This is a genomic window from Methanoculleus sp. MH98A (genome assembly GCF_000691865.1).
Lineage (GTDB): Archaea > Halobacteriota > Methanomicrobia > Methanomicrobiales > Methanoculleaceae > Methanoculleus.
Map to the genome: position 1 here is coordinate 1 of NZ_JMIO01000058.1, position 13398 is coordinate 13398.

Here is a 13398-nt window from a genome sequence, read left to right on the forward strand (position 1 = left end):
TGGTTTTATCAACCATCCTTTGCCTCCATAGTACACGACCTCACGATCTTCTATGGTTGTCTGACATCTATGCGACGAGTACGCCGTCGTACTCCCCGTCGTTGACAGCCTGGATCATCTCGCGGGGCTTCTTCCCCTCGACGGTGACACCGACGCTCACGCACGTTCCGAGGACCTCTTTGACCGCGGACTTCAGATCGTACGAGAGCATGCCATCAAACTTCATACGGGCAATACGAACGGCGGCCTCCAGCGGCAGATCTCCTGCCACCAAAGCACCCGGCTCTGTAGACCCCTTCGTGATGCCGGCCTCTTTCATGACGAGCGCCGTCGTGGGCGGAATGCCCACCTCAATCGTGAAGTTCTTCTTATCGTCGACCGTTACCGTCACCGGCACCTGCATGCCGTTGAATTCGGCTGTTTTCTGGTTGATTTCGTCGACGACAGCCTTCACGTTGATACCGAGAGGTCCGAGCGCGGGCCCCAGAGGCGGGCCTGCTGTTGCCTTGCCACCGGGTACCAATACCTCGACCGTTTCTGCCATACAAGTTCACCAGCTTATTATTCCTCAGGGGAATAGTTGCCTGGGTTATCTAAGGTCAACGTGGGAGGATTTAAAGTACAGTACCCGGGCGGCATACGAGCGGTGCATGAACCGCATGCCCGGCAGTCGGGAATCGGATCGCCGTCGGTATAGCAGGACGCGGCAGGACAAAAAAGAAATTAGCGTTGTATTCTTCAGGAAGCGTCTTCCGAGCGTTCCACGACGCGAACGGAGTCGCCGCGGACCGTGATCGGGATCGGAACCATACTCTCGTAGAGTTCGACCGTAATCTCTTCCTTTCCGGTATCGATACGCTTGACAACCGCTTTCTCACCCTTGAACGGGCCGGCGATGATCTCGACGATGGTGCCCTCGGTGATGCCGCTGACCACCGGTTTCGGCACCAGGAAATGCTCCACCTCGGAGAGAGCCGTCGAGCCCTGCACCACCGCGCGCGCATGAGGGATCAGCTCCACCAGCTGCTCTATCCGGGCGATGGAGTCCGGGCTCTCCACGAGGACGTAGCCTTTCAGTTCCTCGGGAACCATGACGGCCATCACGTGGATGTCTTTCTGCTCCCGGGTCACCTTCTCGATGTTGTCGGCTACCGTCCGCTCCTGCTTTGCGGTCGTCTTTATTGCGTATACTCTATTTGCGCTCTCAACCATATCCATCATTTGGGCAGTACCAGCATGATCTCGTATATGATAAAGCCGACAAGGCCGATGAGCATGATCCCGGCCGCAGCCACGATGGCGATCTTGGAGAACTCGTCGCGGGTCGCGTCCGTGCCAGTTTCAGCACGCGCCAGTACTTCTTGAAGAGTTCCTCCTCGATCTTGAACGACTTTACTTCCTCCAACGTCTCTTTATAATCCATCATACCGGCTCACTTCAGGAAGTCGATCTCAAACTGTTTCATCATACGTGGCATACTCTTTTCGTTTCTCCCATATATTTGTGGTGACCGGACACCGGTGACCACGAGCAGCGTACGCATCTTGCCCTGCATGTCGGGGTCGACCTGGGCACCCCAGATGATGCGGGCATCGGGATCGATGCGGTCGTAGACCTCCTGGATGACGCCTTCGGCCTCGGACATCGTCATATCGGGTCCGCCGACCACGTTGACGAGCGCCGCGCTCGCCCCGGAGATATCGACGTCGAGCAGCGGGGAGCGCAGCGCCTTCTTGACCGAGTCGGCGGCTTTGTCCTCACTGTCGCTTTCTCCCATCCCGATCATCGCGACGCTCCCCGCTCCATGACGGTCCGGACATCGGCGAAGTCGAGGTTGACGAGACCGGGCATCGTGATGAGCTCGGTGATGCCCTTGACCGCCCGCATCAGCACCTCGTCCGAGACCTTGAACGCGGCGTGGAGCGGAAGCCGGGGCACGACCTCAAGCAGACGGTCGTTGGGGACGACGATGACGGTATCCGCCACCTCGCGGAGCCGCTCGAGGCCGGCCTCCGCGTTCTGCCCCCGGATAGCGCCTTCCACCGTGAACGGCAGGGTGACCACCGCAATGGTCAGTGCGCCCTCCTCCCTCGCTGCCTTCGCGACCACGGGTGCGGAGCCGGTACCGGTGCCGCCACCGAGCCCGGTGGTGATGAAGACCATGTCGCATCCCTGGACGGCCCGCTTGATGTCGTCCTCGTTCTCGAGGGCCGCTTCCTCGCCGACCTGGGGGATCGAGCCCGCGCCGAGGCCGCGGGTTCTCTGCCTTCCGATGAGGATCCGGGTTTCCGAACGGGTTCTGACAAGGTGCTGCGCGTCGGTGTTGAGAGCGATCAGCCGCGCCCCGTTGATGCCTTCGTCCGCCATCCGGGTCACCGTGTTCGAACCGCCGCCGCCGCACCCGATGACTGCGATCTCAGTCCGGAGTTCCATGAGGAGATCTTCAAGATCCTTTTCGACCTCCGTGGGCTCAGCAAAGCGCTGCTCCTCTCGCGCCCGTGAAAGTGCCTCTTCTACGATGGATTTCATATGTAACTCTCCAATCCCGGAATATGTATCCGCTTCACGCTGGTTGTCTGCACTGCATCGGGTGTGACCCTCCTCCCCTCGATATCGACCGCCTTTCCGCCGGCAAGCATGGCAAAGAGCGGCCCTTCAGGGATCCCGTGTCTGCGCGCCTTCCCGGGGTCGAACCGCACCTTCCGGAGGACGAGGTGATCACCGTCGATAACAGCATTTTCACAGATAAGTAAGAGTTTTACACACAGGGTAGTTATATCACTTGCGAGTCGGGACGACTCGTTTTCGAAGCAGATGAACGTCGATAAAACTTCATGCGAGCCTTTCGAGAGATGAGCGACCGGCAATCCGTCGAGACCGTTGAGAAAACCCGATCTATCTGATTTAATCGTTTCTTCAATCAACCCGGGGGCTATCCGCACCACGGCGGGAGTCCCGTCTCCCCTGAGATCGTGGATGCGGATGCGTGAGCCGGGAGCGATCTCTTCGGCGAGAGTCCTGACCCGGAGATAGGCGGCCCAGGCAAGGCCGGACGCCTCCAGGATCTCCGACTCGGAGAGGAGGGGGAGGGCGGCGGCGGCGAGCATCCGCTCGATCCGCCCGGCATCGTCTTTAGAGAGGGACTTTCTGTCGATGTAGGCCGCCACGGCGCCGCTCGCCTCCTGCATCGTCCGGAGGAGAACCGGGTCTACGGCACCGATCTGCCGCGTCGGGACCATGTGCCGAAGGCGCCCCGGGAGGAGAGGGCGATATCGGTCTGCCGCACGGCGTAATGAGTTCCGCCGAAGCCGAGAAGATTGATCGTCTCCTGCGGCTCCGCGGCGAGGATGCTCTCCGCAACCGCCCTTCCGGCGGCCGGATCGGCCCATTCGGTCGCGGTCGACCCGATCTCGACGAAGAGCGACGGCGTCGAGAGTTCCGTCGGGCCGTGATGCGTCACCTCGTAGGAGACCCGGTAGCCCTCTGGAGCGCGGGCGGCGAGGTTGCCGAGGATTGCGTGCATCCACGCGGGAGCTGCCGGTGCGAGTCTTCCCGGCTCCCCGCCGAGGTCGGCCCCCTCGTAGTTGCCGGTGACGTGCACGGTCAGGGCGGGCGTCTGGTGCACGCTCGCGTGCCGGGATATGAAAAGAATGAGATCGGCATCGACCTTCTCGTCGATCAGGTCCTGGTGGATCAGCCTTCCTGCGACCTCATAGAACGTCAGTTCGTGCTGTTCCGCAAGCGGCCACCGCCCGCCCGCCGCGAGCAGGGTCTGGAGGTGGTTTTTGATGTTGACTCCTGCAACGTCCTGTTGTGAATTGATCAGCGCGATCCGCATCGGGTACAATGTGGGTCGCGGAGCTGCTAAAGGGTAGTGCTTGACTGGCGCGATAGTAAATCCTATCTCCCTGCAGGCAAACCATGTGGGTACTATGGACGAGGATAAGATACGAAAAGCCTTCGAGGCATACGGCATAGAAGACGAAATAACCTGCCCGCAGGCCTTCGAGATATCGGAGAAATACAGCATCCCGAAGATGGATATCGCCCGGTACTGCAACCAGCGCGAACCGAGAATAAAGATCCGCGGCTGTCAGCTGGGCTGCTTCAGATGAGCCTGTTCCTCGAGGTCGTATCCGTCACCGAGGCCGTAAAGGCGGTGCAAAAGATCGCCCCGCCGCCCGGGTGCGAGGACGTCCCGCTCGAAGACGCCCTGTACCGGGTTCTCGCGAGGGACGTCCTTGCCGATATCGACATCCCGGGGTTCGACCGTTCGACGGTCGACGGCTACGCGGTCGCCGCGGCCGAGACCACCGGGGCGTCCGAGGCCATCCCGGCGATGCTCCAGTGCCGGGGCAGAATCGGGATGGGAAGCGCGGATGCCGGGAGCATCTCCCCCGGATCGTGCAGGTACGTCCCCACCGGCGGCGCTCTCCCCACGGGCGCGGACGCAGTGGTGATGATCGAGCACGCCGAGCAGATAGGAGACGACATCCTGGTACACCGCCCGGTGGCCCCCGGTGAGAACGTGGTCTTTTGCGGCGAGGATTTCGGGGCAGGGAAGGTGGCCCTGGAACGGGGGCGCGTGCTGACTCCCCGCGAGATCGGCGTTGCCGCGGCGGTCGGCGCCGACCGGGTCAGCGTGGTGAAGATGCCCCGGATCGGGATCGTCTCAACGGGAAACGAACTCGTCCCCGTCGTCGAGACCCCCGGGCCGGGCGAGGTGCGGGACGCGAACTCCTACCTTGCGGGTGCTTTCGTGACGGAACGGGGCTGCCACCCGGTCTACTTCGGGATCGTCAGGGACGATCGGGCCGTGCTGAAGCGGGCGGTCTCTTCGGCGCTTGACCGGTGCGACGCGGTTCTGGTCTCGGGAGGCTCGTCGAAAGACGAACGGGACAACACCGCGGCGGTCGTCGCGGAACTCGGCGAGGTGCTGGTGCACGGGATCGCTATCGCACCCGGAAAGCCGACCATCATCGGGACGGCACGGGGAAAACCGGTCATCGGGCTCCCCGGACACCCGGCCTCGGCTTTCGTCGTGCTCGTCGCCGTCGTCGACCACCTGCTCGCGGCGATGCGGCAGACCGCCGTCTCCCGGCGAACCGTCCGTGCACGGCTGACCCAGAACATCCCCTCCACCCGCGGGCGGGAGGACTACGTCCGGGTCAGTCTCAGTGGCGGGGAGGCGACGCCGGTCTTCGGGAAATCGGGACTCCTCAACACCCTGGTGCAGAGCGAGGGACTGGTGCGGATCCCGGCATCGAGCGAGGGGTTCGAGGTCGGCGAAGAGGTCGAGGTGATCCTGTGGTGAAGCGCTACCTCTCGGTCATATCGCTCGCGGAGGCGCGGGCGCTTGTTGAGACCGCTTTTTCGGCTGTTCCGGGAATCGCCCGCATCCCGGTGAATCCCGGGGCGGTTGGGAAGATCACCGCGGAGCCCATATTCGCCCGGTTCTCGGTTCCCGCCATCCACCTCTCGGCGATGGACGGGATCGCGGTCAGGAGTGCCGACACCGTCGGCGCGAGCGAGCAGCGCCCGGTGACCCTCCCGGATGCGGCGAGGGTCAATACAGGAAACATCGTTCCGCCCGATTACGACGCGGTGGTGATGATCGAGGACGTCTGGGTCGGGTCGAAGCCTGACGACGTCGCCCGCTCCGCTCCCGTGGAACGTCGCGACGCCGAGACCTACACCGTCCGAAAGCCGGTCAGCCCCTGGCAGCACATCCGCCCGGTCGGCGAGGATATCGGCGAGTCGGAGATGATCCTCCCGAGGGGGCACCGGATCCGGCCGCACGATCTGGGGGCGCTCGCGAACTACGGGGTCACGGAGATTGCGGTCATGAACCTCCGCGCCGGCCTGATCCCCACCGGGAGCGAACTCGTGCCGGCGGGCGAGATGCCCCCGCCCGGGAAGGTAGTGGAGAGCAACACCCTGATGGCCGCGTCCGTCCTCGCGGAAGCGGGCGTGGATGCGCACCGCTACGGGATTGTCCCGGACGACAGCGAGATGATCCGGGACGCCATCCGGCGCGGCGTCGCAGAGAACGATATCCTGTTCGTCTCGGCGGGGTCGTCCGCCGGGACCCGGGACTACACCGCCGATGTCATCGCAGATCTCGGCGAGGTGCTGGCGCACGGGGTCGCCATCAAACCCGGAAAGCCGGTGATCATCGGCAGGATCGAGGGAAAACCGGTGATCGGGCTCCCGGGCTACCCTCTTGCCGCGGCGACGGTGCTGCGCGAGCTCGTCATGCCGCTCGTCGCCCGCTACGGTATGCCCGTCCGCGAGCCCGAACGCGTCGCCGCCCGGCTGACCACAAGCCTCCACTCCGATATCGGGACCGACGAGTTCGTCCTCCTCTCGACAGGAAGGATTGGTGACCGCTGGGTGGCGGTCCCACAATCACGGGGCGCAGGCGTCCAGATGAGCGCGGTGCGGGCGAACGGCTACATGCAGATCCCGTCGCAGAAGGAGGGGGCCGAGGCGGGGGAGGGCGTGGACGTCCGGCTCACCGTCCCCCGCGCGGAGGCGGAGGAGGCGGTGCTCGTTACCGGCAGCCACGACCCCGCCCTCGACCACCTGGCCGATCTGGTGCGGCCGCACGGGGTCGAGATCCACTCCACCCACGTCGGGAGCATGGGCGGGGTGATCGCGTTAAAAAAGCAGGAGTGCCACGCGGCCCCGATGCACCTTCTCGCCCCCGACGGCACCTACAATACCCATTACCTGGAGCGCTACATGCCGGACGCCGACCTCGTCCTCCTCTGCGTGGCACAGCGCCAGCAGGGGGTCATCTCCCGCGACGGCCTCGGGTTTGAGGACCTGCCCGGCCGGACGTTCGTCAACCGGCAGAAGGGGTCGGGAACCAGGGTGCTCCTCGATCACCATCTCGCACAGCAGGGCATCGACCCGGCGTCCATCCCCGGCTACGAGCGCGAGGTGACGACGCACCTTGCAGTGGCGCTTGCGGTTCGGACCGGGGAGGTCGACGCGGGGATGGGGGTCTACAGCGCCGCGAAAGCGCTCGACCTCGCGTTCGTCCCGGTGGCTACGGAGCGCTACGAGCTCGCGATGCACCGCGAGATGCTCGACGACCCGCGGATCGCGGCTCTCATCGAGACCGTCTCCTCGGAGGTGTTCAGGAAGATTCTCCGGGACCTCGGGGGCTACGAGACGGCCGAGACAGGCGTCCTGCGCGAACTGCGAGAATGACCGCCTCCTCGGGCGTGGCGCAGACAAACACCCCCTCTATCTTCCAGGTCAGAAGACCGAAGACCGGCTTTCCCGTCTTGAGCGCAACGGCAATCTCCGAGAGCGTGCCGTAGCCTCCCCCGACGGCGATCACCGCGTCGGCCGAGTTGACCAGGACGACGTTCCTCGCGTGGCCCAGCCCGGTACGGATGACGATATCGAGAAAGGCGTTCCCCTCCCCGGTGTCCGGGAGGATGCCCACGGTCGTTCCGCCGGCCTCTTTTGCCCCCCTGCAGGCGGCCTCCATCACCCCGCCGAGCCCGCCGCAGCAGACGGTCTCATGGTTGCCGGCGATGAGGTAGCCGATGGTCTCCGCCGCTTCGTACTCCTCAACGGAACAGTCCCCCCGCCCGATGACTGCAATCTGCATGGGGGAGATGTCGGGGGGTTGGGAGATAAAAGAAGGGGTGGGTTAAGGTGCAATGAACGTCGCACTTCGCGTGAGTCTGCACCACTCCCTATAGTACAAAACGCTTTGTCTCCCAACAACAAACGGTACACCAGAGTGCTGAATATGAGGGATACGAGGTGAAAGAAGTCACCGGCAGTTATAACCCGCGCGAACTTGAGGCGGGAGTCCAGGACTACTGGAAACGGGAGAACACCTATGCACGCGTCCAGGAGGTGCGAAAGGATGGGAAAGCGTTCTTTTTCGTCGACGGGCCGCCGTACACCACCGGCCACATCCATCTCGGCACCGCCTGGAACAAGATCATAAAAGACGCCATCCTCCGCTACCACCGGATGCAGGGCAGAAACGTCATCGAGCGGGCCGGCTACGACATGCACGGCCTCCCCATCGAGGTGAAGGTCGAGCACCAGCTCGGGTTCACCTCCAAGAAGGATATCGAGGACTACGGGATCGCCGCCTTCATCGAACAGTGCCGGACGTTTGCGGTGACGCACATGGAGATCATGAGCGACCAGTTCCGGCAGCTCGGCGTCTGGCTCGACTTCGACGACCCCTACCAGACGATCAAGGAGGAGTACATCGAGTCCGCCTGGTGGGCAATCCAGCGGGCGGAAGAGCGCGGCCTCCTCGAGCGCGGCCACCGGGTCGTGAACTGGTGTCCCCGGTGCGAGACGGCGATCGCCGACTCGGAGGTGGAGTACTGGGACGAGACCGATCCTTCCATCTTCGTCAAATTCCCGATTACCGGGCGCGAGAACGAGTACCTGATGATCTGGACGACCACGCCGTGGACGCTCCCCGCGAACGTCGCGGTGGCGGTCAACCCCGCGTTCACCTACGCGCGGGTGGCGGCAAAGAAGGACGGCCGCGAGGAGATCCTCTGGATCGCCGACGAACTCGTCGAGTCCGTCCTGAAGATGGGCCGCTACCAGGACTACGCCGTCCTGGAGCGGGCGAGCGGCAGCGATCTCGTCGGAACGGAATATACCTCGCCGCTCGCCGGCCAGGTCCCCCGCCAGGCGGAGATCCGGCACCGGGTCGTCGCGGCGGACTACGTGGCGCTCGAGAACACCGGTCTCGTCCACATTGCTCCCGGGCACGGGTGGGACGACTACCTGATCGGCATCCAGGAGGGGCTCGAGGCCTTCTGCCCGGTCGACGCCGGCGGGTGCTTCACCCGGGACGCGGGGGCGTTCGCGGACATGTACGTCCGGGACGCAAACGACCTCGTCATCGACGCGCTCGGCGACTACCTCCTCGCCCGCCGGACGATCACCCACCGCTACGGTCACTGCTGGCGGTGCAAGACCCCCATCATCTACCGCGCGACCGCACAGTGGTTCCTGAAGGCCACCGAGATCCGCGAACCGATGCTGCAGGAGATCACGAAGGTGAAGTGGTACCCCGAGTGGGCGGGGAGCGCCCGGTTCCACGACTTCGTCAGGGACTCCCGCGACTGGTGCATCTCCCGGCAGCGCTACTGGGGCATCCCCATCCCCATCTGGCAGTGCGAGCAGTGCGGCGAGCGAACCGTCATCGGCACCATCGCCGAACTCGAGGAGCGGTCGGGCGTGAAGGTTCCCGATCCGCACCGCCCCTACGTGGACGAGGTCGTCATCCCGTGCTCATGCGGCGGGGAGATGCACCGGGTCGACGACATCTTCGACGTCTGGTTCGACTCGGCGGTCGCGTCGTGGGCGACCCTCGGGTTCCCCAGGAAGCGCGAGGCCTTCGACCGCCTCTGGCCGGCGGACTTCATCACCGAAGGCCAGGATCAGACCCGGGGCTGGTTCTACTCCCAGCTCGGGGCGAGCACCGTGGCGTTCGGCCGCGCTCCGTATAAGAGCGTCCTGATGCACGGGTTCGCTCTTGACGCCGACGGGCGCAAGATGAGCAAGAGTTTCGGCAACGTGGTGACGCCCGAAGAGGTGGTGAACCAGTTCGGCGTCGACGTTCTCCGGTTCTACGTCCTCTGGGCGAACGCTCCCTGGGACGACCTGAAGTTCAACTGGGACAGCGTCAAGACCATCCACCGGACGCTCAACATCCTCTGGAACGTCTACCGGTTCCCGCTCCCGTACATGGTTCTCGACTCGTTCGAGCCCGCCGCAGGCGACGGCGGCCGGTGGGACGGATCGTTCGTCCGGGACAATATCAACGATATGCCCAAAGAAGATCGCTGGATAATCTCCCGGGTGAACTCGCTCGCCCGGACTACGGCCGGAGACATGCAGGAGTACCAACTCCACAAGGTGACGCGGGCGCTCGCCTCCTTCATCCTTGAGGACCTCTCCCGCTGGTACGTGCAGCTCGTCCGGCCGAGGATGTGGCTCGAGGAGGATTCGCCGGAGAAGCGGTACGCCTACGAGACGGTATACTACGTCATGCGCCGCCTGGTCGCGCTCCTTGCGCCGTTCACCCCCCACATCGCCGAGGAGATCTACGGCAACCTCCGCCTTGCGGGCGACCCGGAGAGCGTCCACATGCTCGACTGCCCGGAGGCGGACGACATGCTGATTGCACCGGATCTCGAGAGCGCCATGGAGGTTGTCCGGTCGTTCGACGACGCGGTCGCCACCGCCCGGCAGAACGGGAGGCGGAAACTCCGCTGGCCGGTCTCCGAGACCGTTGTGGTCACCGGGAGCGGCGAGGTGAAGACGGCTCTCGAAAACCTGAACGAACTCGCCCTGAACCGGGCAAATTCCCGGGCGGTCAGGGTCGTTACCGGAAGATGGGACCGGATCCTCTGGCAGGCCGAGCCGGTGATGCGGGCGATCGGCCCGGAGTTCGGCAAGGAGGGGCCGAAAGTCAAGGCGCTGATAGAGAGCGCGGACGGCACCGCCCTGAAGGCCGCGATCGAGCGGGACGGGAAGGCCGAACTCGGCGGCTACGAGATCGCCGAACGCCACGTCACCTTCGCGGAAGCCCTCCCCGAGGGCGTCTTTGCCGCGCCCATGAAGGACGCGACGGTCTACGTCGACGTCACCCTCACCCCGGCGCTGGAGGCCGAGGGATACGCACGCGAGGTGATCCGGCGGATCCAGGAGATGCGCCGCCAGCTCGACCTGAACGTCGACGACTTCATCGTCGCGGCCGTGGATGTCGCCGACGATCGGGTGGCCTCGCTCATCGCAGAAGAGGAGTGGCAGAAGGAGATTGCCGGGGAGGTGCGGGCGGCAGCCCTCACCGTCCGCCGCACCGACGGAGAGCGGCCCACGGAGACCTTTGCCCTCGAGAAGGACTGGGACGTGGAAGGCGTGCAGATGCAGATCGGCATCTCACGCGCCGGTGAGTGACCGGATCAGGGCCGCGCCTTCCTCCGTCGAGAAGAGAGGCGTCTCCTCCGGTTCCCGGATGCAGGTTCGCACGGCCTCGACGTTCTCCCCCGTCAGGGGGTTATGCCCCTCTTTTATACACTCGTCCCGGTAGAGGAGCGTCCCCCGGCGCTGCCAGGCCGGCGTCGCCGCCAGGTTGACGCCCCGCTCAAACATCATCTCGTGCATCGCCTCGGACCGCATCCCCCGGAGCGCCGCGGCGGCTTCCCGGGCGGTCATCCCCTCCTCAACGAGCGCGTTCTGGCAGTAGGCGTTGATGTGGTTGCGCCACGCCTCGTTCTGGCGCGAGACGAGATACTCGACCGCAAACTCTCCCGCCGCGGGGATAGTCCGGGCGTCGAACGCAAGGGGCTCCGTGCACCCGAGTTCGATCGTGAGCTTGCTCGCCGCAACCGCGGCGGTCACGGAGTCGAGCTTCTCCACCCGCCCGGAGAACGGCAGTGCGTTGAAGTAGAGGCTGATCTCGTCGGAGAAGGTGTAGGCAAACGCGGGAGAGAGACCGCTTTCGGAGAGGAAGTAGCGGCAGACCGCCCGCATGCTCTCGTTGAAGGCCGGATCGAACGGCTTTTTGAAATGAAGCGCACGTACCAGGCGGTGGAAGGCACGGCCGTCGAGCCGGACAAAAACAGGGGGGAATATCGTGAGGGTCGAGAATATCTCACGGTCTTTCGTATCCATATTCTATCGCCAGGGAGCCCCGGAAAGAGCGGACATCGCACTCAGGCGTCTTTTGTCGGCGATTTGAAGAGCCCGGGGATGTGGCGGACGATGATGATATCTCCGACGCTCTTTACGACGCGGAAGGGGATCTGCAACCCGGTGTAGCCTTTTACCTCTCCGATCTCGGGGTTGAGCTCGCCGACTGCAAGGGCGTCGATCTTTTTCTGGTCAACATCAAGCACGACATCGTCAACGTTCCCGATAAAGACAGCTCTGTCGGTATAGACGCGTAATCCGAACATCTCTGTGATCTGTGTTCTCATCGGTATCCTCTGAAGGTATATTACTATAAATGATAAAAAGATACTCCTTTTCATGGAAGCGTCGCTACAGATCGGAACCCTGGCCGGAATTCCGGTCAAACTGCACTGGAGTTTCCTCCTGGTGATCCCCCTCTTCGCATGGATCATCGGGAGCCAGATCCAGCTCACGACCGGGTTGATCGAGGCCCTCTTCGGTGTTCCAATCGACATGGCGCTGATTACGGAGGGGTTCAACCCCTACATCCTCGGGATCGTTGTCGCGCTCGGCCTCTTCTTCGGCGTCTTCATCCACGAGATGGCCCACTCGCTCATCGCGAAGGCGAAGGGGATCGAGATCCACAGCATCACGCTCCTCATCCTCGGGGGAGTCTCCCAGATGGAGGAGACGATGCCGGACCCGAAGATCGAACTACCCATGGCGCTCGCGGGGCCGCTCACGAGCCTCGCGGTCGGCATCATCTCCGCCGCCCTCGTCTATGTCGTTGCGGCGATCGATATGGATCCGGGAGTCGCCGGTGTCCTGATCTTCACTTTCGGCTACCTCGGGCTCCTGAACGTCCTGCTCTTCGGGTTCAACCTTCTCCCGGCGTTCCCCATGGACGGGGGGCGCGTGCTGCGGGCATGGCTCGCCCGGCGGATGCCGCTCTCCCGGGCAACCCGGATCGCCGCCGACGTCGGGAAAGGGTTCGCCGTCCTCTTCGGGATCGTCGGGCTCCTGCTCCTGAACCCCATCCTGATCATCATCGCCTTCTTCATCTACATCGGGGCGAACCAGGAGGCGACCTACCTCCGCTACAACATCCTGCTGCAGGACGTCACCGTAGCGGACGCGATGAACTCCCCGGTCGCCACCGTGGAGCCGACGACGCCGCTGCCCCGTGTGGTGGACATGATGTACGAGACGAAGCACCTCGGCTTTCCCGTGGTGGACCGGGGATCGCTCGTCGGGATCGTCGCCCTCGCCGACGTCCACAAGGTTTCGCCGATCGACCGGGAGGCGATGCAGGTCCGCGACATCATGACCCGGAACCCGACCGTCCTCCCGCCGTCGGCACCGCTCATCGACGCGCTGAGGATCATGACCGGCCAGGACATCGGGAGGATTCCCGTCGTCGCGGATGACACCCTGGTCGGGATCGTGACCCGGACGGACGTTCTGCGGGTGATGGAACTGCGGGAGGAGGAGTAGTCAGGCGATTCTGGAAGGTGCAACGGACAGAACGGCAGGGGTTTGAGATGCGCCCAAACTCCTCGAATTCCTGCCCAGCGGGCCATTGCATCCTACGGAAAGTCGTTCCGTTGGAACATCGCATAACCCCATGCACGGATTTCGAGGGGATATCGCCATTGGGGGTGGGGCTGACGGGGAGTGCGATGGGCGGAACGCCCGGAGTTCGACCACCATCAGGTG

Annotated in this window: 12 protein-coding genes and 2 pseudogenes; 5 read left to right on the forward strand and 9 right to left on the reverse strand. The window is 64.0% G+C overall.

Features of this window, described 5'->3' with window-relative positions; translation table 11 throughout:
• Positions 1-67 precede the first annotated feature (67 nt).
• From EI28_RS08425 to EI28_RS14860, 6 genes and pseudogenes are all read right to left on the reverse strand, one after another.
• Positions 68-544, reverse strand: a complete 477-nt coding sequence (locus EI28_RS08425; RefSeq protein ID WP_048114177.1) for a 50S ribosomal protein L11 — start codon at positions 542-544, stop codon at positions 68-70.
• Between the two features lie 194 nt (positions 545-738).
• Complete coding sequence (locus tag EI28_RS08430; RefSeq protein ID WP_048114203.1) at positions 739-1212, reverse strand: transcription elongation factor Spt5; 474 nt, start codon at positions 1210-1212, stop codon at positions 739-741.
• Between the two features lie 5 nt (positions 1213-1217).
• Positions 1218-1426 (reverse strand): annotated as a pseudogene (locus tag EI28_RS13510) (protein translocase SEC61 complex subunit gamma).
• Between the two features lie 6 nt (positions 1427-1432).
• Positions 1433-2529: pseudogene (gene ftsZ / locus EI28_RS08435) on the reverse strand (cell division protein FtsZ).
• On the reverse strand, positions 2526-3239 hold the full coding sequence (locus EI28_RS14855) for a hypothetical protein (protein ID WP_231476666.1): 714 nt from the start codon (positions 3237-3239) through the stop codon (positions 2526-2528). The pseudogene ftsZ and the gene EI28_RS14855 overlap by 4 nt, the downstream one beginning before the upstream one ends.
• Positions 3209-3838, reverse strand: a complete 630-nt coding sequence (locus tag EI28_RS14860) for a D-aminoacyl-tRNA deacylase (protein WP_231476672.1) — start codon at positions 3836-3838, stop codon at positions 3209-3211. Before EI28_RS14860 ends, EI28_RS14855 begins: the two co-directional genes overlap by 31 nt.
• Before the next feature lie 94 nt (positions 3839-3932).
• Between EI28_RS14860 and EI28_RS08445 the strand changes: the two genes are divergently transcribed.
• The 3 genes from EI28_RS08445 to EI28_RS08455 are packed head-to-tail and all read left to right on the forward strand — an operon-like array spanning position 3933 to position 7218.
• Positions 3933-4115, forward strand: coding sequence for a hypothetical protein (locus EI28_RS08445; protein WP_048114178.1), 183 nt, complete (start codon positions 3933-3935; stop codon positions 4113-4115).
• Complete coding sequence (gene glp / locus EI28_RS08450; RefSeq protein WP_048114179.1) at positions 4112-5314, forward strand: gephyrin-like molybdotransferase Glp; 1203 nt, start codon at positions 4112-4114, stop codon at positions 5312-5314. The genes EI28_RS08445 and glp overlap by 4 nt, the downstream gene beginning before the upstream one ends.
• Entirely contained in the window at positions 5308-7218 is a 1911-nt protein-coding gene (locus EI28_RS08455; RefSeq protein ID WP_048114180.1) for a molybdopterin biosynthesis protein, read from the forward strand. The genes glp and EI28_RS08455 overlap by 7 nt, the downstream gene beginning before the upstream one ends.
• Here EI28_RS08455 and EI28_RS08460 read toward each other — a convergent pair.
• Positions 7145-7627, reverse strand: coding sequence for a TIGR00725 family protein (locus tag EI28_RS08460; protein ID WP_048114181.1), 483 nt, complete (start codon positions 7625-7627; stop codon positions 7145-7147). The two genes, EI28_RS08455 and EI28_RS08460, sit on opposite strands and share 74 nt — an antisense overlap.
• Positions 7628-7785: 158 nt before the next feature.
• Here EI28_RS08460 and ileS point away from each other — a divergent pair, with 158 nt between their 5' ends.
• Positions 7786-10965 carry an isoleucine--tRNA ligase gene (gene ileS, locus EI28_RS08465; RefSeq protein WP_048114182.1) on the forward strand — a complete coding sequence of 1060 codons (3180 nt, stop codon included), beginning with the start codon at positions 7786-7788 and terminating at the stop codon, positions 10963-10965.
• Here ileS and EI28_RS08470 read toward each other — a convergent pair.
• On the reverse strand, positions 10948-11682 hold the full coding sequence (locus EI28_RS08470) for a tRNA(His) guanylyltransferase Thg1 family protein (RefSeq protein ID WP_048114183.1): 735 nt from the start codon (positions 11680-11682) through the stop codon (positions 10948-10950). The genes ileS and EI28_RS08470 overlap by 18 nt on opposite strands.
• A gap of 41 nt (positions 11683-11723) precedes the next feature.
• A complete protein-coding gene (locus tag EI28_RS08475) occupies positions 11724-11987 on the reverse strand; it encodes a PRC-barrel domain-containing protein (RefSeq protein WP_048114184.1) in 264 nt (87 codons plus the stop codon).
• Between the two features lie 52 nt (positions 11988-12039).
• On the opposite strand from EI28_RS08475, the gene EI28_RS08480 reads away from it, so the two are divergent.
• Positions 12040-13176: a CBS domain-containing protein gene (locus EI28_RS08480; protein WP_048114185.1), complete on the forward strand. Its 1137-nt coding sequence runs from the start codon at positions 12040-12042 to the stop codon at positions 13174-13176.
• The last annotated feature ends 222 nt before the right edge of the window (positions 13177-13398 follow it).